Annotated in this window: 22 protein-coding genes; 16 read left to right on the forward strand and 6 right to left on the reverse strand. The window is 64.6% G+C overall.

Annotated elements, in window-relative coordinates; genetic code table 11:
• The first annotated feature begins 120 nt into the window (after window positions 1-120).
• Genes NKH04_RS03725 through NKH04_RS03740 form a run of 4 tightly spaced genes read left to right on the forward strand, consistent with a single transcriptional unit; the run spans window position 121 to window position 3605 of the window.
• Entirely contained in the window at window positions 121-723 is a 603-nt protein-coding gene (locus tag NKH04_RS03725; RefSeq protein WP_352831622.1) for a shikimate kinase, read from the forward strand.
• Window positions 720-1862: a 3-dehydroquinate synthase gene (gene aroB / locus NKH04_RS03730; RefSeq protein ID WP_352831624.1), complete on the forward strand. Its 1143-nt coding sequence runs from the start codon at window positions 720-722 to the stop codon at window positions 1860-1862. The genes NKH04_RS03725 and aroB overlap by 4 nt, the downstream gene beginning before the upstream one ends.
• Window positions 1859-2755, forward strand: coding sequence for an HlyC/CorC family transporter (locus tag NKH04_RS03735; RefSeq protein WP_352471453.1), 897 nt, complete (start codon window positions 1859-1861; stop codon window positions 2753-2755). Before aroB ends, NKH04_RS03735 begins: the two co-directional genes overlap by 4 nt.
• A gap of 40 nt (window positions 2756-2795) precedes the next feature.
• Window positions 2796-3605 (forward strand): alpha/beta hydrolase, encoded by an 810-nt coding sequence (locus NKH04_RS03740; RefSeq protein WP_352471492.1) that lies wholly within the window; start codon window positions 2796-2798, stop codon window positions 3603-3605.
• A gap of 2 nt (window positions 3606-3607) precedes the next feature.
• Here the strand turns inward: NKH04_RS03740 and NKH04_RS03745 are convergent, their stop codons facing one another.
• Window positions 3608-3910, reverse strand: coding sequence for a BolA family protein (locus tag NKH04_RS03745; protein ID WP_352471452.1), 303 nt, complete (start codon window positions 3908-3910; stop codon window positions 3608-3610).
• 133 nt (window positions 3911-4043) lie between these two features.
• On the opposite strand from NKH04_RS03745, the gene NKH04_RS03750 reads away from it, so the two are divergent.
• The 6 genes from NKH04_RS03750 to NKH04_RS03775 all read left to right on the forward strand — a co-directional run bounded on the left by NKH04_RS03750 (window position 4044) and on the right by NKH04_RS03775 (window position 9739).
• Entirely contained in the window at window positions 4044-4673 is a 630-nt protein-coding gene (locus NKH04_RS03750) for a J domain-containing protein (RefSeq protein WP_036238769.1), read from the forward strand.
• 123 nt (window positions 4674-4796) lie between these two features.
• Window positions 4797-5783 carry a cobaltochelatase subunit CobS gene (cobS, locus tag NKH04_RS03755; protein WP_352451201.1) on the forward strand — a complete coding sequence of 329 codons (987 nt, stop codon included), beginning with the start codon at window positions 4797-4799 and terminating at the stop codon, window positions 5781-5783.
• A gap of 11 nt (window positions 5784-5794) precedes the next feature.
• A complete protein-coding gene (gene cobT, locus NKH04_RS03760) occupies window positions 5795-7693 on the forward strand; it encodes a cobaltochelatase subunit CobT (protein WP_352816737.1) in 1899 nt (632 codons plus the stop codon).
• Window positions 7690-8715 carry an esterase-like activity of phytase family protein gene (locus NKH04_RS03765; protein ID WP_352849976.1) on the forward strand — a complete coding sequence of 342 codons (1026 nt, stop codon included), beginning with the start codon at window positions 7690-7692 and terminating at the stop codon, window positions 8713-8715. Before cobT ends, NKH04_RS03765 begins: the two co-directional genes overlap by 4 nt.
• 176 nt (window positions 8716-8891) lie before the next feature.
• The gene (locus NKH04_RS03770) at window positions 8892-9260 is read left to right on the forward strand and encodes an ArsR/SmtB family transcription factor (protein WP_352831734.1); all 369 of its coding nucleotides are present in this window, start codon (window positions 8892-8894) and stop codon (window positions 9258-9260) included.
• Complete coding sequence (locus tag NKH04_RS03775; protein WP_352831629.1) at window positions 9257-9739, forward strand: SRPBCC family protein; 483 nt, start codon at window positions 9257-9259, stop codon at window positions 9737-9739. Before NKH04_RS03770 ends, NKH04_RS03775 begins: the two co-directional genes overlap by 4 nt.
• Before the next feature lie 60 nt (window positions 9740-9799).
• Here NKH04_RS03775 and NKH04_RS03780 read toward each other — a convergent pair whose 3' ends face one another.
• From NKH04_RS03780 to rpmB, 3 genes are all read right to left on the reverse strand, one after another.
• Window positions 9800-10474 (reverse strand): spermidine synthase, encoded by a 675-nt coding sequence (locus tag NKH04_RS03780; RefSeq protein ID WP_352831631.1) that lies wholly within the window; start codon window positions 10472-10474, stop codon window positions 9800-9802.
• Window positions 10475-10550: 76 nt separating this feature from the next.
• Window positions 10551-11231, reverse strand: a complete 681-nt coding sequence (locus tag NKH04_RS03785; RefSeq protein ID WP_352505074.1) for a queuosine precursor transporter — start codon at window positions 11229-11231, stop codon at window positions 10551-10553.
• Window positions 11232-11312: 81 nt separating this feature from the next.
• Window positions 11313-11609 (reverse strand): 50S ribosomal protein L28, encoded by a 297-nt coding sequence (gene rpmB / locus NKH04_RS03790; RefSeq protein ID WP_352505075.1) that lies wholly within the window; start codon window positions 11607-11609, stop codon window positions 11313-11315.
• Window positions 11610-12221: 612 nt separating this feature from the next.
• Between rpmB and NKH04_RS03795 the strand changes: the two genes are divergently transcribed.
• The 3 genes from NKH04_RS03795 to NKH04_RS03805 are packed head-to-tail and all read left to right on the forward strand — an operon-like array spanning window position 12222 to window position 14611.
• Window positions 12222-13013: a DUF3108 domain-containing protein gene (locus tag NKH04_RS03795; RefSeq protein WP_352831633.1), complete on the forward strand. Its 792-nt coding sequence runs from the start codon at window positions 12222-12224 to the stop codon at window positions 13011-13013.
• Between the two features lie 42 nt (window positions 13014-13055).
• Window positions 13056-13943 (forward strand): aromatic amino acid exporter YddG, encoded by an 888-nt coding sequence (gene yddG, locus NKH04_RS03800; protein WP_352831635.1) that lies wholly within the window; start codon window positions 13056-13058, stop codon window positions 13941-13943.
• Window positions 13943-14611 carry a lysoplasmalogenase family protein gene (locus tag NKH04_RS03805; protein WP_352831637.1) on the forward strand — a complete coding sequence of 223 codons (669 nt, stop codon included), beginning with the start codon at window positions 13943-13945 and terminating at the stop codon, window positions 14609-14611. The genes yddG and NKH04_RS03805 overlap by 1 nt, the downstream gene beginning before the upstream one ends.
• On the opposite strand, the gene NKH04_RS03810 is transcribed toward NKH04_RS03805, so the two are convergent.
• Together NKH04_RS03810 and gloB are read right to left on the reverse strand one after the other, a co-directional pair.
• On the reverse strand, window positions 14608-15045 hold the full coding sequence (locus NKH04_RS03810; RefSeq protein WP_352831639.1) for a cupin domain-containing protein: 438 nt from the start codon (window positions 15043-15045) through the stop codon (window positions 14608-14610). The genes NKH04_RS03805 and NKH04_RS03810 overlap by 4 nt on opposite strands.
• Window positions 15046-15066: 21 nt before the next feature.
• Window positions 15067-15834 (reverse strand): hydroxyacylglutathione hydrolase, encoded by a 768-nt coding sequence (gene gloB / locus NKH04_RS03815; protein WP_352831641.1) that lies wholly within the window; start codon window positions 15832-15834, stop codon window positions 15067-15069.
• Between the two features lie 98 nt (window positions 15835-15932).
• Between gloB and NKH04_RS03820 the strand changes: the two genes are divergently transcribed.
• The 3 genes from NKH04_RS03820 to NKH04_RS03830 all read left to right on the forward strand — a co-directional run bounded on the left by NKH04_RS03820 (window position 15933) and on the right by NKH04_RS03830 (window position 19653).
• Window positions 15933-16715 carry a class I SAM-dependent methyltransferase gene (locus NKH04_RS03820; RefSeq protein WP_023677904.1) on the forward strand — a complete coding sequence of 261 codons (783 nt, stop codon included), beginning with the start codon at window positions 15933-15935 and terminating at the stop codon, window positions 16713-16715.
• Window positions 16716-16937: 222 nt separating this feature from the next.
• A complete protein-coding gene (locus NKH04_RS03825; protein WP_352768121.1) occupies window positions 16938-18770 on the forward strand; it encodes an ABC transporter ATP-binding protein/permease in 1833 nt (610 codons plus the stop codon).
• Window positions 18771-18846: 76 nt separating this feature from the next.
• Window positions 18847-19653 (forward strand): DUF1194 domain-containing protein, encoded by an 807-nt coding sequence (locus NKH04_RS03830; RefSeq protein ID WP_352616064.1) that lies wholly within the window; start codon window positions 18847-18849, stop codon window positions 19651-19653.
• The last annotated feature ends 7 nt before the right edge of the window (window positions 19654-19660 follow it).

The following is a 19660-nucleotide window of genomic DNA, read 5'->3' on the forward strand; positions in this document are numbered from 1 at the left end:
TGTGCCCTTATGAGACGCCAATCCGGCCAATTCAAGGATGAAGCCCATAGTCCCGGTTGCGCCGCGCTTGACGCAAACAGGCTTTTGATGTCGATACGCCGCCAAAGAGGCCCTAGAAGCATGAACGCGCTACCAGCAAATCCTCCGGGCGAGAGCCATGCCGCGCTGCTCGGCCGGCTGGGCGGCCGTTCCATCGTCTTTGTCGGGCTGATGGGCGCCGGCAAGACGGCGATCGGCCGCAAGGTGGCGGCGATGCTGGCACTGCCCTTCATCGACAGCGACCAGGAGATCGAAACTGTTTCGCGCATGAGCGTCCCGGACCTGTTCGAGCGCTATGGCGAGGCGGAGTTCCGGGCACTGGAGCAGCGCGTCATCCTGCGTGTGCTGGAGCACGGGCCGCAGGTGCTGTCGACCGGCGGCGGCGCCTTCATGAACGCGCAGACGCGCGAGGCGATCGCCAGCCATGGCGTTTCGGTTTGGCTGAAAGCCGAGATCGACCTGTTGATAGAGCGCGTTTCCAAGAAACAGAACCGGCCGCTGCTGAAAAGCGCCGATCCGCGCGCCGTGCTGGAACGGCTGATGGCGGAACGCTACCCGGTTTATGCCGCGGCCGATGTCATCGTGCCGACCCGCGACGACCGCAAGGAGATCATTGCCGCCGAAGTGGTGGACGCGCTGCGCGGCCATCTCGGCGTTGCCGATATTGACGAGGTGCGGTCGTGAGCGCTGATGCAACGGTCACTGTCGAAGTCGGGCTTGGCGAGCGTGCCTACGACATTTTGATCGGCCCCGGCCTGCTGTCACGCGCCGGCGCCGAGATCTCGCGCCGTCTGCCGGGAACGCGGGCGGCGGTCGTCACCGACGAAAACGTCGCTAGCGCGCATCTCGCAGCGCTTGCGGCCGGCCTGGCAAGCGGTGGCATCCAACATGCCGTCATCACGCTGCCGCCAGGCGAAAAGACCAAGAGCTTTGCGCATCTCGAGGAGGTGGTCGACGGCGTGCTGGCCGCCAAGCTGGAGCGCGGCGATGTCGTCATCGCGCTCGGCGGCGGCGTCATCGGCGACCTGGCCGGCTTCGCCGCCGGCATCGCGCGGCGCGGCATGAACTTTGTGCAGGTTCCGACCTCGCTGCTGGCGCAGGTCGATTCCTCCGTCGGCGGCAAGACCGGCATCAACAGCAAGCGCGGCAAGAACCTGGTCGGGGTATTCCACCAGCCGAAGCTGGTGCTGGCCGACACCGAAGTGCTCGACACGCTGCCGATCCGCGAGTTTCGCGCCGGCTATGCCGAACTGGCCAAATACGGGCTGATCGACCGGCCCGAGTTTTTCGCCTGGCTGGAAGAAAACTGGCGTCAAGTGTTTGCCGGCGGGCCGGAGCGGGCTGCGGCCATCGCCGAGGCCTGTCGTGCCAAGGCCGACGTCGTTGCCCGCGACGAGTTCGAGACCGGCGACCGCGCGTTGCTCAATCTCGGCCACACCTTCGGTCATGCGCTGGAGGCGGCGATCGGCTATGACGGCGCAAGGCTCGTGCATGGCGAGGGCGTCGCCATCGGCATGGCGCTGGCGCACCGCTTTTCGTCAAGGCTCAATTTGGCGAGCCCCGACGACGCGGCGCGTGTCGAGGCGCATCTTCGCGCCGTCGGTCTGCCCTGGCGGATGGCCGACATTCCAGGCGAACTGCCCGACGCCGAGACGCTGTTCTCCTTCATCACCCAGGACAAGAAGGTGTCGCGCGGCGCGCTGACCTTCATCCTGACGCGCGGCGTCGGCCAGGCCTTCATCGCCAGGGATGTGCCGGCCTCGGAAGTGCTGGCGTTCCTCCGGGAGAACCATCCGGGTCGGCAGGAAAGCCGGCCGGGATGAGCCAGGCCGGCTGGATCGCGGCTGCCGTGCTCGCCGGCCTCGGCGTGCTGGGCTTCGTCTTGCGCCGGCGCCTGCTCGCCGCCTTCGGCTACGAGCTGCAACGCATGGAGCCGCAGCGCTCTGCGCGCGAGGAACTGCGCGGCGCCGTCGACGATTTCCGCCGCGACGGCCAGGTGGTGCGCGAGGACCGCGCCCGCATCGGCGGCCTGTTCGACCTCGAGGAGCTCGAAGTGTCGGACGTCATGGTCCACCGCACCAATATGCGCTCGGTCAACGCCGACGACCCGCCCGAAGCGGTGGTTCGCGAGATCCTGCAGAGCCCGCACACCCGCATGCCGTTGTGGAAGGGTTCGCTCGACAACATTGTCGGCGTGCTGCACGCGAAGGATCTGCTGCGCGCGCTGAACGAGGTCGGCAACGATTTTTCCAGGATCGACGTGATGAAGATCGCGTCGAAACCGTGGTTCGTGCCCGACACCACGACGCTTCAGGAGCAGCTCAATGCCTTCCTGCGCCGCAAGGCGCATTTCGCCATCGTCGTCGACGAATATGGCGAGGTCGAAGGGCTGGTGACGCTGGAGGACATCATCGAGGAGATCGTCGGCGAGATCGCCGACGAGCACGACATCGACATCCAGGGCGTCAAGCAGGAGGCCGACGGCTCCGTCGTCGTCGACGGCACGGTGCCGATCCGCGACCTTAATCGGGCGCTCGACTGGAACCTGCCGGACGAGGAAGCCACCACCATCGCCGGCCTTGTCATCCACGAGGCGCAGTCGATCCCGGACGAAAAGCAGGCCTTTACGTTTCACGGCAAGCGCTTCGTCGTCATGAAGCGCGACAAGAACCGTATCGCGCGGCTGAGGATCAAGCCGGCGATGCTTGGAGAATGACAGTGCGCACCTTGTGGCAGCCGTGGGCAGTCAGGCGTTGATGAAGATCGATCGGCGAAGCCTGCTTCTGGCGTCGATGGCGGCGCTGCTGCCGGGACAGGCTGCGGCGGCATTGCGGCTGCGTTCGCCGTCGCCCGAAACCTTCGACTATGGGCCGGCCAAGCTCGACATTTATTCCCGCGACGGCGCAAGCGGCCTGCCGGTCGTCTTTTTCGTCCATGGCGGCGCCTGGCGAGTCGGCAACCGCGGCAACGTCAATGCCAAGCCGCAATTCCTGCTCGACAATGGCTTCGGCTTCGTCTCGATCGACTACCGGATGCTGCCCAAGGCCGACGTCGCCACCCAGGCGGCAGATGTCGAACTGGCCTATCGTTACGTCCGCGCCAACATCGCCAGGCATGGCGGCGATCCGGACCGGATCGTCGCCATGGGCCATTCGGCCGGCTGCCATCTCGTCGCATTGACCGGGCTGCGCGGCGGCCTGCCCGGCGTCGCGGCGCTGGTTCTCGACGACACCAGGGCCTACGATCTGGAGGCGCTGGCCAGAAGCGGCGGCATGGCAGGGGTCTATGCCCGCGCCTTTCCCGATCCGGCGCAGTGGCGCGCGCTGTCGCCTGTCACCTACGTCGAAGGCCGCAAGCACCCGCCGACCTTCATCGCCCATTCGCGCGCGAAAGCCCGCGCGGCGGATGCGCAGGCCTTCGCCGGGCGTCTGCGCGCCACCGGAACCAGGGTCACGCTGTTCGACGGCAGCGCCTATTCGCACATGTCGATCAATCGCGACTTCGGCACCGAGGGCGATGCATTGACCGCCGCGGTGATGGCTTTCCTGAGGGCGAGCTTCGGCTGAAATTACCAGCGGGTCTTTTCGCCGGGCGCCGCCGGCTCGATCGCCAGGGCGTGCACGCCGGATTTCAATTCCTCGGCCAGCAATGTGTTGACGGCGCGGTGACGTTCGACGCGGCTCATGCCGGCAAAGGCTGGCGCGACGATGCGGACGCGAAAATGCGTCTCGCCGGTGCCGTCGAAGGTGGCGTGATGGCCGGAATCCACATGATGATGCCCGGCATGGAGATGGCTTTCGTTGATGACGGCCAGCCGTTCCGGCGAAAACGCCTTTTTCAGCTTGTCTTCCATCGTTGCCTGTATGGACATCGCCGCTTCCCTTCACCACATCTATGTCATCGCACAAAATTCGCAATTCGCCGGTTTTATGCCGCGATTCAGCGGTTAGGGCGATCATCGCGAAAATGTCAATTCTTGTTTCGCATCCGCGAACAGCCCATAAATGGGTGAGATGAAGCCGTACCCAAAATATTTCGAGAAGATTCGCATCCGCCCGGAGAAGGACGCGGAGCTGAAGTCGCGTTCGCCGATCTGCCAGTGGGATGGCTGCAAGGAGGCCGGTACCCACCGTGCCCCGGTCGGACGGATGAAGGAAGGCGAGTATTTCCAGTTCTGCTTCGATCACGTGCGCGAGTACAACAAGGGCTTCAATTATTTCTCGGGCGTTCCCGATACCGAGATCGCCCGCTTCCAGAAGGAAGCCATGACCGGCCACCGGCCGACCTGGAAAATGGGCGTCAACGGTGCCTCGACACGCTCCTCGCCCGACTTCGCACAGGCGCGCTCCGGCCGCGCCGGCTACTACAATCGCATGCGCGATCCGTTCGACCTGTTCAAAGGCCCGAAGGACCCGCGCGAAGCACGCGAGCGCAAGGCCAAGCCGCTTGAGGCCAAGGCACTGGAAACGCTTGGCCTTGATACAAAGGCAACTGGCAAGGATATCAAGGCGCGCTATAAGGAACTTGTGAAACGCCACCACCCGGATGCGAATGGCGGCGACAGAGGTTCGGAAGACCGGTTCCGCGATGTGCTCCAGGCGTATCGCGTGCTCAAGCAGGCAGGTTTGTGCTGAGCGACCATACGGTTCGTGTCGCTTTCCAACTTTCATAAGGTTGGAAAAGGCTCTAAGACCGCCCCCGAACAAAATCGATTGCCGGCGAAACGCGGCGTTTCGCTTGTGGAGATGTTGATAGAGATGAACAAGGTCGATCGCGACATCGCCAACCTGCCCGACACCACGGTGTCGGTGAAGGAGACATTCGGCTTCGACTCCAAGATGGTGGTGCCGGCCTATGCGGTGACGAGCGAGCATGTCCCCGACATCGATCCGGACTACCTGTTCGACAAGAACACGACCATGGCGATCCTCGCCGGCTTTGCCTACAATCGCCGCGTCATGGTGTCGGGCTATCACGGCACCGGCAAGTCGACGCATATCGAGCAGGTCGCCGCCCGCCTCAACTGGCCTTGCGTGCGCGTCAACCTCGACAGCCATGTCAGCCGTATCGATCTCGTCGGCAAGGACGCCATCGTCGTCAAGGACGGGCTGCAGATCACCGAATTCCGCGATGGCATCCTGCCCTGGGCCTATCAGCACAATGTCGCGCTGTGCTTCGACGAGTACGATGCCGGCCGCCCGGACGTGATGTTCGTCATCCAGCGCGTGCTGGAATCGTCGGGCCGGCTGACGCTGCTCGACCAGAGCCGGGTCATCCGCCCGCACCCGGCCTTCCGGCTGTTTTCGACCGCCAACACGGTTGGGCTGGGCGACACCACCGGCCTCTACCACGGCACCCAGCAGATCAACCAGGCGCAGATGGACCGCTGGTCGATCGTTACCACGCTGAACTATTTGCCGCACGACAATGAAGTGAACATCGTGCTGGCCAAGGCCAAGCATTATCGCGACGGCAAGGGCAAGGAGATCGTCAACAAGATGGTCCGTGTCGCCGACATGACGCGCTCGGCCTTCATCAACGGCGATCTGTCGACGGTGATGAGCCCGCGCACGGTTATCACCTGGGCCGAGAATGCCGAAATCTTCGGCAATATCGGCATGGCGTTCCGGCTGACCTTCCTCAACAAATGCGACGAGCTGGAACGCTCGCTGGTGGCCGAGTTCTACCAACGCGCCTTTGGCGAAGATCTGCCGGAATCGGCGGCGAATGTGGTGCTGGGCTAAGCAGAGTCTCGATGGCGGGTCCGGGCGACAATACGCGAAACAAATCCAAGACCGGCGCTGAGAACGACAGCTTCAAGCGCGCCGTCACCGTCTGCATGCGCGCCATCGCCGGCGACAAGGATCTCGAGGTCGGTTTCGCCAAGGATCGGCCGGCGCTGGCCGGCAGCCGCGCCCGGCTGCCGGAACTGCCGAAGAAAGCGTCGAAGGCGGACATCGCCATCACCCGCGGGCTCGGCGATTCCATGGCGCTGAAGCGCGCCTGCCACGATTCGCGCATCCACACCAGGCTGGCCCCGGAAGGCAAACAGGCCCGCGCCATCTATGACGCGGTCGAGCAGGCCCGGGTGGAGGCGATCGGCAGCCGCGCCATGCAGGGCGTCGCCGACAATATCGGCTCGATGCTCGAGGACAAATACGCCAGGGCCAACCTCGTCGACGTCAAGGACAAGGCCGACGCGCCGATCGAGGAAGCGCTGGCGCTGATGGTGCGCGAAAAGCTGACCGGCCGCACTGTGCCGAAGAGCGGCGAACGGCTGGTCGATCTCTGGCGCCCCTGGGTCGAGGAAAAGGCCAGTGCCGACCTCGACGGGCTGTCGGCAAAGCTCGATGACCAGCAGGCGTTCGCCCGCGTCGTGCGCGAGATGCTCGCCTCCATGGAAATGGCCGAGGAGCTCGGCGATGACCAGGAGACGGAAGACTCCGAGGACAACGACGAAAACCAGCCGCAAGGCGAGGAGCAGAGCGAGGAGGGCGGCGAAGACGATTCCGGCTCCGAGCAGTCGCAATCCGAGGATACCGAGGCATCGTCGGACGACGAGCAATCGGCCGAGACGGAAGCCTCCGACGCCACCGCCGAGGATCTCTCCGACGATGACGACGCCGATGCGGAGACGCCGGGCGAGGCGCGCCGCAACGACAATCCCTTCACCAATCTGCCGAAAGAGATCGACTACAAGGTCTTCACGACCGCCTTCGACGAGACCGTAGGTGCGGAGGAACTGTGCGAGGAGGAGGAGCTCGACCGGCTGCGCGCCTTCCTCGACAAGCAGCTCGCCAACCTTTCCGGCGTCGTCGGGCGGCTGGCCAACCGGCTGCAGCGCCGCCTGATGGCGCAGCAGAACCGCTCCTGGGATTTCGACCTCGAAGAAGGCTATCTCGATCCGGCACGGCTGGTGCGCGTCGTCATCGACCCGATGCAGCCGCTGTCCTTCAAACAGGAGCGTGATACCAAATTCCGCGACACGGTGGTGTCGCTGGTGCTCGACAATTCGGGTTCGATGCGCGGCCGGCCGATCACCGTCGCCGCGACCTGCGCCGACATCCTGGCGCGCACGCTGGAACGCTGCGGCGTCTCGGTCGAAATCCTCGGCTTCACCACCCGCGCCTGGAAGGGCGGGCAGGCGCGCGAGAAATGGCTGAAGGAAGGCAAACCGCCGAACCCCGGCCGGCTCAACGATCTGCGCCACATCATCTACAAATCCGCCGACCACCCGTGGCGGCGGGCGCGCCGCAATCTCGGCCTGATGATGCGCGAGGGCCTGCTCAAGGAAAACATCGACGGCGAGGCGCTGCTGTGGGCGCACAACCGGCTGATCGCGCGGCCGGAGCAGCGCAAGATCCTGATGATGATCTCCGACGGCGCGCCGGTCGACGATTCGACGCTGTCGGTCAACCCCGGCAATTATCTCGAGCGGCATCTGCGGGCCATCATCGAACTCATCGAGACGCGCTCGCCGGTCGAGCTTTTGGCCATCGGCATCGGCCACGACGTCACCCGCTACTATCGCCGCGCCGTCACCATCGTCGATGCCGAAGAACTGGCCGGCGCCATGACCGAGCAGCTGGCCTCGCTGTTCGCCGAGGAAACCGTGCGCGACACGCGGCGCGGCGGCATGCGGCGCGCCGGATGATTTTTTCCCGCGGCGGCTTTTGGCAGAAGCTTTTGGCCGCCAGTGCGTTGTTAGGCATCAGTTTGGCGCCAGCTGTCGCTGCCGGCCCGGCCTCGGTCGAGCCGGCCGAAATCACGGCACGGCCGATCAGCGAATTCCACATCGGCCGGCCGGACAAACAGTTCGGGCCGCTCGAATTCATCGGCGGGCTCGAAATGACCTCGTCGACGCGCGATTTCGGCGCGCTGTCGGCACTTCGGTTCCTCGAGCCCGGCAGCGATTTCATCGGCGTCGCCGACACCGGCTTCTGGTTCTTCGGCACCCTCGTCCACGATGCCGAGAAGCGGCCTTCCGGCATCCAGAATTTTCGCATGCAGCAGATGGTCGATGCGGCCGGCCAGCCGATCGACGAGAAATGGGCGGTCGATGCCGAAGGCCTCGCGGTCAAGGACGGTATTGCCACGGTCGGTTTCGAGGGCGATCACCGTATCGCAGAGTTCAAGATCGATCCGGACGGCATGAAGGTGCCGTTCAGGCAATTGGACTTCCTGATCCCAGCCTGGGAACTTCGCCGCAATCGCGGCTTTGAGACCGTCACCCGCGCCAGTCCCAACGGGCAGCACGCGGGCGGACTGGTCGTGGTGTCGGAAAAGAGCCTCGACAAGGCCGGCAACATCTTTGCCGCGATCATCGAAGGGCCGCACAAGGGCGTCTTCACCGTCAAGCGCAATGGCGATTTCGACATCACCGACGGCGCCTTCCTGCCGGACGGCGACCTGTTGCTTCTGGAGCGCAGTTTTTCGATGGCCGGCGGCGTCAAGATGCGGCTGCGGCGCATCTATGGCGAAGGCGTCGAGAAGGGCGCCGTCGCCGACGGGCCGGTGCTGCTCGAAGCCGACATGGGCTACCAGATCGACAACATGGAAGCGCTCGACGTCTGGACCCGCGACGATGGCGCGCTGATCGTGTCGCTGATGTCCGATGACAACCACTCGATCCTGCAGCGCAATCTTTACCTGGAATTTGTGCTGCACGAGGATTGACGCGCGACAGGCCTGCTGGCTGACAGCATCGCTGGCATTTCCGCGCCGTTTTGCAGCGCAGGCAATTTCCCCTGGCAATGACCCGCGTCGCGGGTTTTCCAGCCGGCTCTCACCATCTGAAAAAATACTTTAGTCGTGACTTGACAATTTGTGTCATCGGCGAAATACTCAAGTCCATGCTTAAGTGTTCCGAGATCGACAGCATCCTGCGGGCTCTTGCCGAGCCGACGCGCCGGGCAATCCTGGAAAGGCTGAGCCGCGGGCCGGCCACCGTCAGCCAGTTGGCGGAGCCGTTCGGCATGACCTTCGCTGCCGTGCTCCAGCATCTCCAGGCGCTGGAAGCGTGCGGGCTGATCCGCAGCGAGAAGGTCGGACGCGTGCGCACCTGCCGGATCGAGCCCGGCGGGCTGGCCCCGCTCGCCGACTGGATCGCCGCGCGCCGTACACCGGCCGAACGCCAGCTCGACCGTCTCGGCCAGATCCTGGCGGAGACTGACCAACCGGACGCAACACTCCACGACCAGGAAAAGGACGACAAGAAATGAACCAGATTGCCCCCGTGAACGACCAGTCCGTCATCCATTCAAGCTTCACGATCGAGCGGACCTACCCGCAATCGCCCGAGAGCGTCTTCCTCGCCTTTGCCGACAAGGCGACGGTGCGGCGCTGGCGCGTCGAAGGCGACGGCTTCACCATCGCCGAATTCACCTTCGATTTCCGTGTCGGCGGCAGCGAGGTTTCGCGGTTCAGCTACCAGGGCGGCCCGGAGATCAGGCTCGATGCGCAGTTCCAGGACATCGTCCCTGACCGGCGCATCGTATTTTCATACCGGATGGCGGTCGGGGCGCAGCCGCTGTCGGCGTCGCTCACCACGGTCGAGCTTGCCCCTTCCGGCGAGGGCACCCGCCTGACCTATACCGAACAGGGTGCGTTCTTCGATGGCGTCGATTCAGCGCAAGGGCGCGAGGAGGGCACACGCGGGCTGCTGCAGGCGCTCGCCGCCGAGCTTCAGAAGGCGAAGTAGAGGTTCGCGGGTGTACCGGGCGGCGTCCACCAAGGCCCGCCCGGATTGCGAGGTGGTGGCCTATTGCCCCTTGGTCGCGAGCCAGACGATGTGACGGGCGCCGCGCTTGCCGTGAGCCCGCACCTTGACCTCCTCGACCGTGAAGCCGGCCTGCTTGAGCCTTCGGGTGAAACCTGCGTCAGGGCCCTGCGACCAGACCGCCAGCACACCGCCGGGCTTGAGAGCTGCTCTCGCGCTGATCAGGCCGGCTGCGCCGTAGAGCGCATCGTTGGCCTTGTAGACGATGCCCTCGGGGCCGTTGTCGACATCGAGCAGGATCGCGTCCCAGGCCGAAGCTTGCGATCGGATGAGCTGACCGACATCGGCCTCGCGAATGCCGACACGCCGGTCGTCAAGGCAACCGTCGAAAACTTCGGCCATCAGGCCGCGCGCCCACGCCACGACCGCCGGCACCAATTCGGCAACGGTGACCTGCGCATCGTCGCCGAGCTCGGCCAGCGCCGCGCGCAAGGTAAAGCCCATGCCGAGGCCGCCGATCAGGATGTTTGGGGTCCGGCGGCCGGCAATCCTTTGGCAGGACAGTTTCGCCAGCGCCTCTTCGGAACCGCTGAGCCGGCTGTTCATCAGCTCGTTGGCGCCAAGCATGATCGAGAATTCGCCGCCGCGCCGCTTCAGGCGGAGTTCCCGTCCGCCGTCAGGCGTTTTTGCCGAATCAAGCTGGACCCAAGGGATCATGCTCGATAGCCTTTGAGCATGATCTTGTCCGAAAACCGGTTCCCACTTTTCGCTAACGCGGACCTTTGGTTCGGGATCATGCTGCCAGTGCCGGTTGGCTCCAGCGGGCGGCAAGCAGCCGGTAGGGGATCAGCGCCACCACCGCTATGACCAGCTTGACGCCGAGATCGCCGAGCGCCCAGGAAATCCAGCGCATCGTCTCGACCGGCAGCACGCCCATCAGCGGCGCGGTTTCCAGCGCAAAGCCGTCGTTGGGCCCGGCGAAGGCGAACGCCGCCGCGAAGGCGACGGTGAAAAACACCACCGTATCGAAAACGGAGCCGACCAGCGTGCCGACGATCGGCGCGCGCCACCAGCTCTGCCGGCGCAGCCGGTTGAATACGGTGACGTCGAGCAACTGCGCGGTGAGGAAGGCGGCGCCCGAGGCAGCGGCAATGCGCACCAGCCGGTCGGCGGCGGTCTCGAATTCGATCAGGCCGTGGCGAAACAGCAGCGGTGGGATGACGATCGAGCAGATCACCGCTGTCATGAAGCCGACAAAGACGATCCTGCGCGCCACCGCCGGCCCATAGCGGCGGTTGGCGAGATCGGTGACCAGGAAGGAGAACGGATAGGTGAAGGCGCCCCAGGTCAGGATGTCGGCCAGCGACAGCCCGCCGATTGAACCTTGCATCGGGAACTGCACGAGGATGTTCGAGGCCACGACGACGAGCGCCATGGCCGCCACGAAGGGCAGGTACCGCGAGAGGAAAATCATTTTTTTATCCTGGGTAATGGAACCAGCGGAACGCGATCCGGAGTTCGGACCCCGCCCTGGAAGGCGCTGCCGCCGAAAAACTCAGGCGGCCGGCTGCTCGGCGATCTTCTTGGCGATCTGCTTCTTCAATAGGCGGGCGCGCTGCGACAATTCCTTGGCATCGGCCTTGGCCAGGAAGGCGTCGAGGCCGCCGCGATGCTCGACCGAACGCAATGCGTTGGCCGAAATGCGCAGGCGCACGTTCTGGTTCAGCGCTTCCGAGATCAGCGTCACATTGACGAGATTGGGCAGGAAGCGACGCTTGGTCTTGTTGTTGGCGTGGCTCACATTGTTGCCGGACATGACTGCCTTGGCAGTGAGTTCGCAGGTGCGGGACATGGTTCTAACCTTCGGTTCTCGGTCCTGGCCAAACATTCGACCCGCGCCGGGTGGCGCGCGGTTTCGGTCAGGCGGCCTTATGGAAAAAGTTGGCGTTCCATAGTTGCATTTCGCCGAGGCGTCAAGCTTGGGGTTGGTTAGTGCCAAGGGAATCAATCAAAAGATGACCGATGCCGGCGCTGCCCCTCATCCGCCTGCCGGCACCTTCCCCCGTATAGTGACGGGGAGAAGGGGCTGGGCCGCAGGCTCGGCGCTTTCTGCAACTCCGCAAATTGGCGAAACCGTTTGCAAGGCGACCTTCTCCCCGTCCCTATACGGGGAGAAGTGCCCGGCAGGGCGATGAGGGGCTGCGCAAACCTGTCGCGATTTTCCAGGTGGCCACATTTTGTTCTTGCTTTGTGCCGGCAGCTATGCTACTAATTTCGGTATGGTGCTAATTGGCTCCAACGACCCGCCCGTCGAGGCGGGTTTTTTATTTTGGCCGTCGACCAGCCCCACCGTCCCTGCCGACGCCGCCTTCACATTAAGGCCGGAATTCAGCCTATAAGCGGTCGCACAGGGACATGCCAGATCGGAGCCGCCCGTCTCCGGTCGACAATCAAGGACCCGCCCATGCCTCGTTCTTTCCTCCATGCCCTGGTCGTGCTGTTGGCCGTCGCGCCGCCGACAACGGCTTCGGCCGCTGAGCCGCAATCCTTCACGGGCGAGTATTCGGTGTCGTTCCTCGGCCTCTCCGTGGCCAAGGCGAAATTCTCCAGCCATTACGAGGGCGACACCTATTCGATCGAGGGCAGCGTTTCCGCCGCCGGGCTCGCCACTTTGTTCGACGATACGCGGGGCACGATCTCGTCGAAGGGCAAGATTTCGGGCAAGCAGTTGCAGCCGCAAGCGTTCCACGCCGACTACACGTCCGGCAAGAAGGCATCGATGATCGACATCCAGTTTGCCAACGGCGTCGTCACCTCGACCAAGGTCGTGCCTGAACCGAAGAAGCGCAATCCCGAGAATTGGATACCGCTGGCCGGCAGCCATCTCGTATCGGTCCTCGATCCGATGGCCGCCACCGTCATCCATGCCGACAGCCTCGACCAGGTCTGCGGGCGCACGGTGAAGCTCTATGACGGCGAAATGCGTGCCGATCTGAAACTGACCTACGAGTCCAAAGGGTCGATCTCGGTGGCCGGCTACAAGGGCGATACGGTCACCTGCAGGCTGGGCTTCGAGCCGGTGGCCGGTTACCGCAAGAACCGCAAGGCGCTGAACTACCTGAAGAAACGCAGCCGCATCATGGTGACGTTTGCACCGGTCGGCCAAAGCGGCGTATATGCGCCGATCCGCGCCACGGTCAGCACGCAAATCGGCCCGTTGACGATCAGCGCGGAGCGGTTCGAAGCAAACGAATAGGCGTGACGGTGCGCCGCCAACGATGGGCAGGGGGCGACCGGTATGGCGCGCGCAACACTGATCGGCTTCTCCGCGGTCGCCATGTGGGCGCTGCTGGCGCTGCTTACGGATGCTTCGGGCGCCGTGCCGCCGTTCCTGCTTTCGGCAATCACCTTTACGATCGGCACTTGCGTCGGGCTGGTTGCCCGGCTGTTCATGCCGGCAGCTGATGGCGCCGCGAAGATACCGCGCCAGGTTTGGGCGATCGGCATTGCCGGCCTGTTCGGCTACCACTTCTTCTATTTCACCGCGCTGCGCAATGCGCCGGCCGTCGAGGCCAGCCTGATCGCCTATCTGTGGCCGCTGCTGATCGTGCTGGGGTCGGCGCTGATGCCGGGCGAGCGGCTGGCCTGGAACCACGTCGCCGGCGCGCTGCTCGGCCTTGCCGGCACGGTCCTGATCGTCACCAAGGGCGGCGGGCTTGCCTTCGATGCGCGTTATGCCTTCGGCTATGCAATGGCCGGCGTCTGCGCGGTGCTGTGGTCGTCCTATTCGCTGTTGTCGCGGCGCTTCCCGTCGGTGCCGACCAGCATCGTCACCTGGTTCTGCGCCGCCACCGCGGCACTTTCGCTGGTCTGCCATCTGTTGCTGGAAGAAACGGTGCTGCCCAACGGCGCCGGCCAGTGGCTGGCCGTGCTCGGCCTCGGTCTGATGCCGGTGGGGGCGGCGTTCTATGCCTGGGACATCGGCGTCAAGCGCGGCAACATCCAGGTGCTGGGGGCGGCGAGCTATGCCGCGCCGCTGCTGTCCACCCTGGTGCTGATCACCGCCGGCTTCGCCGAGCCGTCATGGCGCATCCTCGCCGCCTGCGTGCTGATCACCGGCGGCGCGGCACTGGCGGCGAAATCGCTGTTGCTGCGCAAGAGGGCCGCGAGCGAGGCAAACGCGTGATGCCGTTTTCCGGCGGCATCGATGCCAATGCCAATGCGACGCTGCTGTTTTCGCTGGCGGCGGCGGTGATTTACGCGTTCAGCCTCGGCATGCCGCCGCGCCTTTCGCGGTCGGCGGCAAGGACATTGGCGGTGGCGATGCTGGCGGTGCTGGTCGCGCAGCAGGGCGGCCCATGGCTGCTCGTCGCCGCGCTGGGCGCCAGTGCCATCGGCGACGCCTTCCTGTCGCGCGACGGCGAGAAGGCATTTCTTGGCGGCACGGCCAGTTTTCTTACCGCGCATGTGCTTTACGTCGTGCTGTTCCTGCGCGCCGGCAGCGGCCTCGGGCTGCTCTCGGCCGAACCGTGGCGAGGAATTATTGCCCTAGCGATGGCCGTGTTGGCGCTGGCGATGGTTTTCGCGCTCTGGCGCCGCATCGGCCCGGCCTTGCGTTTGCCGATTGGCATCCATGTCGCGGCGTTGCTTGGCATGGGCATTGCGGCGCTCACCCTGAACAGCGTCTGGGTCATTGGCGGCATCGTCCTGCTCATGCTGTCCGACGGGCTGCACGCCGCGGAAAAGTTCCTGCTGCCCGCCATCTCGCCGCATCGCATTTGGGTGCGCCATGGGGTCTGGGCGCTGTATTACGTCGGCCAGCTGGCGATCACGCTGGGTTTGCTGCTGGGCTAAGGTGCCTTAGGCGTTCCCGGCTGCCAGCCTGGTTCGGCCAGTTCGAAGGCGGAGAAATCGAAACCCGGCGCCACGGTGCAGCCGACCAGGGTCCATTCGCCGAGGCTGCGCGCCGACTGCCACCAGCCCGCCGGCACGACGATCTGCGGCCGCTCGCCTGCGGCAAGCGCGGTACCGAGGATCTCCTCGATGACGGGACCGCCTTCTCGGTGTATCGACAGCGCCAGCGGCGCACCGTCATAGAAATGCCAGACCTCGGCCGCGTCCTTGACCCGGTGCCAGGCCGACAATTGGTCCTTCTCGAGGAGGAAATAGATCGCCGTCGAATGGCCGCGCGTGCCTGCCGCGCCGTCGCGAAAGGTCTCGGCATACCAGCCGCCTTCCGGATGCGGCTTCAGGCCGAGCAGGGCGATGATTTCGGCGGAACTGGTCATGACCCTAGCTCCTGGCGCCGCTCAGAAATTGTCCTTGCGCTTGCGGATCTCGGCGAACACTTCGGCGTCGGAGGCGTTCTCGAGGCCGAGATGCCTGCGGATCGCCGGATCGTGCCAGCGCAGGAACGGATTGGTCGACAGTTCCTCGCCGATGGTCGTCGGCAGCGTCGGTTTGCCGTCGGCGCGCAACGCCTCGACTTTCGCGGCGCGCTCTTTCAGCGCCGAATTGGTCGGGTCGACGGTCAGCGCGAAACGGGCGTTGGCCAGCGTATACTCATGGCCGCAATAGACGACCGTGTCGGCCGGCAGCGCCGCGAGCTTCTTCAGGGATTCGTACATCACCGGCGGCTTGCATTCGAGCAGCCGCCCGCAGCCGAGCGCAAACAGCGTGTCGGCGGCGAATGCCACTTTCGACGCCGGCAGATGATAGGTGACATGGCCGGCGGTATGGCCGGGTGTGGCGATGACCTCGATCCGCTCGTCGCCGAGATGGACCACCGAGCCTTGCTCGACAGTTTCGTCGATGCCGGGAATCTTTGCCTTTTCGGCTTCCGGCCCGACAATGCGCAGCTTGAAACGCTCCTTCAGCGCCAGATTGGCCTCGACATGGTCTAGATGGTGGTGAGTGGTCAGGATCATCGTCGGGGTCCAGCCCGTGCGCTTGATCGCCGCCAGGATGGGCGCCTCCTCGGGCGCATCGATGAGCGCCGTCTGGCCGCTTTTCGGGTCGTGCACCAGCACGCCGAAATTGTCGCTGCGGCACATGAATTGTTCGATCTCGACCGGCATCGCATCTCTCCCTTTATTGCCGCAGACATAGGGCGCCTGCCAGCCGATGTCATCTGCCTTTGTTGAACTTGGACTGCTTCGAAGCTACCGTTCCGCGCATGCATTCAGACATTGTCGATCTCCGTTCGTTTTATTCGACCACGCTCGGCCGCCTGGCCGAACGCTCGATCACCATGGCGCTGTCCTCGATATGGGCCGTCGTGCCCAACGAGCGGCTGGTCGGCCTCGGCTACACCTTGCCGTGGCTGGAGCGCTTCGGCAGCGATGCCGAGCGCGTCTTTGCCTTCATGCCGGCAACGCAGGGCGCGGTGGTCTGGCCGGCGACCGGGCCGACGGCGACTGCCCTGGTCTTCGACGAGGAACTGCCGCTGGTCGATTCCTGCATCGACCGCATGCTGCTCGTCCATTCGCTCGAACATGTCGAGAACCCGCGCGAGACGCTGAACGAGATCTGGCGGGTGCTGTCGCCGGCCGGCCGTGTCGTCATCGTCGTGCCCAACCGGCGCGGCGTCTGGGCACGCTTCGAGCATACGCCTTTCGGCAATGGCCGGCCGTTCTCGCGCGGCCAGCTGACCGAATTGCTGCGCGAAGCGAATTTCACGCCGGCGGCGTGGTCCGATGCGCTGTTCTTCCCGCCGTCGCCGCGACGTTTCATGATGCAGTTCCATAATGTGCTGGAACGCGCCGGCCGGCGCTTCTGGCCGATCTTTTCTGGCGTTATCGTTGTCGAGGCGCAGAAGCGGCTCTATCAAGGCGTGCCGGTTGCCCAGCGCGCGTCCCGCCGCGTCTTCGTGCCGGTTCTCTCGCCGCATGGCGCGCCGACGCTTGGCCGGGCTGTCGCGGGCCGGACGTCCGACACCGCCAGGATGACGCGTTCGTGATCCGACGCAGGCTTTTTCTCACCAAAAGCGCGTCGCATTAGACCGGCCTCGTACGACGCGCTTTAGGTTGTTGTTTTATGCATGTCGTTATCGCAAAACCGCTGCACACTTTTGCGCGACATGCATTGTCTGTCGCGGACGGGTTGGCTGCCGGATTGAAGGCATACGCGGTCGATTCTATGACCGGGTTTCAGCATCGCTTTCGAATGCAAGGATCCACTCATGGCTGATCTTCCGGATGTCGAGGCCAGCGCCCAGAAGCTTGCCACGTCGATCGAAGCCAGCAGCCTGCGTGAGCAGCTGGCAACAATCAAATTGGCACTGACCAGCTCGCCAGTGCGAAAACAATTGCTTTGGGCAGCGATCGGCATCGTCGCCGTCATCGTGGCGAGCTCGATCGGGCAGGTTCTGCTCAATCGCTGGAACCAGCCTTTCTACGACGCGCTTGCGCGGCGCGACATGCCGGCTTTCCTGCATCAGCTTCTGGTCTTTGCCGGCATCGCCGGCGGGCTTGTGGTGCTCAATGTCGGCCAGACCTGGCTCGACCAGATGCTCCGCCTGAAGCTGCGCGAGGCGCTGACGCTCGACCTGATCGACGAATGGATGCGGCCGGCGCGTGCCTTCCGGCTGACCCATGCCGGCGCCATCGGCGTCAATCCCGACCAGCGCCTGCAGCAGGATGCCGGGCATCTCTCCGATCTTTCCACCGGTCTTGGCATCGGCCTGCTGCAGTCCTGCATCCTGCTTGCCTCGTTCGTTGGGGTCCTGTGGTCGCTGTCTTCCGGCTTCGTCTTCCACATAGGCGGCCATTCGCTGGCCATACCCGGCTATATGGTCTGGGCGGCGATCCTTTATGCGGGCACCGCCTCCTGGTTGAGCTGGCTGGTCGGGCGACCGTTGATCCGCTTCAACAACGATCGCTATACGCGTGAAGCGGAGCTGCGCTCCTCGGTGGTTCGCGTCAACGAGAATGTCGATGCCATCGCGCTGGCGCATGGCGAGGCCGATGCCAGGCGCCGGCTCGAATTCGATCTCGGCATGGTGCTGGGCGCCATGCGGCGCATCTACAGCGCCCAGATCAATCTTTCCTGGGTTACCGACACCTATGGCTGGATCACTGTCGTCGCGCCGATCCTGGTCGCCTCACCGGTCTATTTCGCCGGCGATATCAGCTTTGGCGGCTTGATGATGGCAGTCGGCGCTTTCAACCAGGTCCATTCGTCGCTGCGCTGGTTCATCAACAATATCGGCGGCATCGCCGATTGGCGCGCTACGCTGATGCGGGTCGCCGACTTCCGCATCGCGCTTGCCGACACCGACGCGCTGCACCATACGGAAAGGCGCATTTCGTTCGGCGAAAACCCGGACGGCAGCCTGACCTTCGAGAAACTCGAGGTCGCCTCGCCGGAGGGATGCACCAAGCTTGCCGAGCCGCATGTCGAAATCCGCGCCGGCGACCGGGTCATGATCACCGGAGATCCGGGCGCCGGCAAGACGCTGTTCTTCCGGGCCATTGCCGGTCTGTGGCCATGGGGCAGCGGACGGATCGGCATGCCGGCCGGAGAAGCGCCGATCTTTGTTCCGCGTACCCCCTATTTCCCGCTCGGCAAGCTGCGCGAGGTGCTCAACCATTCAGACGGCGCGGCGGAGGCGAGCGATGCCGAGATCTCGGAGGTGCTGGCCGATGTCGGGCTGCAACGCCTGTCGTCCTCGCTCGATCGCTCGGCGCGCTGGGAGCGTGAGCTCAGCGACGACGAGCAGCGTCTGCTGGCCTTTGCCAGGCTGGCCTTGCGACGGCCGAAATGGGTGATCATCGACGAGGCGCTGGACGCGTTCGACGGCCCAACGCTGAGGCAAGTGCTGTCGATGCTGGAGAAGCGCCTTCCCGACGCCGCGATCCTCAATATCGGCCGCGGCCAGCACAATGCCCGCTTTTTCCGGCGGGCGTTGACCATCGTCAAGGATGCCGGCCAACCGCCACTCAAGCCGGCCCGTATCAGGGCAGGTGCCATCGAACCGCCCCCGGCGATCGCCTCGACCGGCCGAAAGAAATAGAAGGCAAGCTTTATTTCGCCGCGATCGCGGCGAAAAACTGTCGCGATCGTTTCAGATGGGAACGTTCCGATCGGCCATGCTTGACGCACTCGCCCTGCTCGCCTGCCTTGCCTGCACCCCGGCGGCACCTGCGGCCGCGCCGGCCAATGCAATTGCCGTCGATGTCGAGCTGGTGCTGGCCGTCGACATCTCGCAGTCGATGGATGAAAGGGAGTTTGCCCTGCAGCGCGCCGGCTATGTCGCGGCGCTGCGCCACCCCGACTTCATCAACGCCGTGCGTGCCGGTACCTTCGGCCGCATCGCCATCGCCTATTTCGAATGGGCCGGCACCATCCGCGACGATGCGGTCATTGCCTGGCAGGTCGTCGACAGCAAGGAGAGCGCCAACGCTTTCGCCGACAAGATCGCGGCCCGCCCGTTCAGGAGCTTTCGCGGCACCTCGATTTCCGGTGCTGTGGCTTTCGGCGCCGAGCTTTTCGACGGCACGGCCTTCACCGGCAAACGCCGCGTCATCGACGTCTCGGGGGACGGCCCAAACAACACCGGCTTGCCGGTCACAACGGCACGCGATGCGGCGCTGGCGAAGGGCATCGTCATCAACGGGCTGCCGATCCTGGTCAGCCCGTCACCCACCTTCAGCCATCTCGACCGGTACTATGCCGAATGCGTCACCGGCGGGCCGGGCTCGTTCGTGCTGCCGATCTATGCTGCTTCCGAATTCGCCACCGCCACTCGCCGCAAACTGATCCTCGAGGTCAGCGGCATCGAGTATCCCAAGGTGGATCCGAGGACGATCCGCATCGACGCACCGATCGACTGCCTGCAAGGTGAGCGCGACCGAAGGTTTTTCTCGGACCCCTATTTCCCGGAACTCGACCGATAAGGCTGGC

The organism is Mesorhizobium sp. M1365 (assembly GCF_040317865.1).
Lineage (GTDB): Bacteria > Pseudomonadota > Alphaproteobacteria > Rhizobiales > Rhizobiaceae > Mesorhizobium.

Bases quoted from the DNA above. Each gene is read 5' to 3' on its own strand.
- NKH04_RS03725 (WP_352831622.1), top strand. From the start codon at position 121: ATGAACGCGCTACCAGCAAATCCTCCGGGCGAGAGCCATGCCGCGCTG.
- NKH04_RS03735 (WP_352471453.1), top strand. From the start codon at position 1,859: ATGAGCCAGGCCGGCTGGATCGCGGCTGCCGTGCTCGCCGGCCTCGGC.
- NKH04_RS03740 (WP_352471492.1), top strand. From the start codon at position 2,796: ATGAAGATCGATCGGCGAAGCCTGCTTCTGGCGTCGATGGCGGCGCTG.
- NKH04_RS03745 (WP_352471452.1), bottom strand. From the start codon at position 3,910: ATGTCCATACAGGCAACGATGGAAGACAAGCTGAAAAAGGCGTTTTCG.
- NKH04_RS03750 (WP_036238769.1), top strand. From the start codon at position 4,044: ATGGGTGAGATGAAGCCGTACCCAAAATATTTCGAGAAGATTCGCATC.
- cobS (WP_352451201.1), top strand. From the start codon at position 4,797: ATGAACAAGGTCGATCGCGACATCGCCAACCTGCCCGACACCACGGTG.
- cobT (WP_352816737.1), top strand. From the start codon at position 5,795: ATGGCGGGTCCGGGCGACAATACGCGAAACAAATCCAAGACCGGCGCT.
- NKH04_RS03765 (WP_352849976.1), top strand. From the start codon at position 7,690: ATGATTTTTTCCCGCGGCGGCTTTTGGCAGAAGCTTTTGGCCGCCAGT.
- NKH04_RS03770 (WP_352831734.1), top strand. From the start codon at position 8,892: ATGCTTAAGTGTTCCGAGATCGACAGCATCCTGCGGGCTCTTGCCGAG.
- NKH04_RS03775 (WP_352831629.1), top strand. From the start codon at position 9,257: ATGAACCAGATTGCCCCCGTGAACGACCAGTCCGTCATCCATTCAAGC.
- NKH04_RS03780 (WP_352831631.1), bottom strand. From the start codon at position 10,474: ATGATCCCTTGGGTCCAGCTTGATTCGGCAAAAACGCCTGACGGCGGA.
- NKH04_RS03785 (WP_352505074.1), bottom strand. From the start codon at position 11,231: ATGATTTTCCTCTCGCGGTACCTGCCCTTCGTGGCGGCCATGGCGCTC.
- rpmB (WP_352505075.1), bottom strand. From the start codon at position 11,609: ATGTCCCGCACCTGCGAACTCACTGCCAAGGCAGTCATGTCCGGCAAC.
- NKH04_RS03795 (WP_352831633.1), top strand. From the start codon at position 12,222: ATGCCTCGTTCTTTCCTCCATGCCCTGGTCGTGCTGTTGGCCGTCGCG.
- yddG (WP_352831635.1), top strand. From the start codon at position 13,056: ATGGCGCGCGCAACACTGATCGGCTTCTCCGCGGTCGCCATGTGGGCG.
- NKH04_RS03805 (WP_352831637.1), top strand. From the start codon at position 13,943: ATGCCGTTTTCCGGCGGCATCGATGCCAATGCCAATGCGACGCTGCTG.
- NKH04_RS03810 (WP_352831639.1), bottom strand. From the start codon at position 15,045: ATGACCAGTTCCGCCGAAATCATCGCCCTGCTCGGCCTGAAGCCGCAT.
- gloB (WP_352831641.1), bottom strand. From the start codon at position 15,834: ATGCCGGTCGAGATCGAACAATTCATGTGCCGCAGCGACAATTTCGGC.
- NKH04_RS03820 (WP_023677904.1), top strand. From the start codon at position 15,933: ATGCATTCAGACATTGTCGATCTCCGTTCGTTTTATTCGACCACGCTC.
- NKH04_RS03825 (WP_352768121.1), top strand. From the start codon at position 16,938: ATGGCTGATCTTCCGGATGTCGAGGCCAGCGCCCAGAAGCTTGCCACG.
- NKH04_RS03830 (WP_352616064.1), top strand. From the start codon at position 18,847: ATGCTTGACGCACTCGCCCTGCTCGCCTGCCTTGCCTGCACCCCGGCG.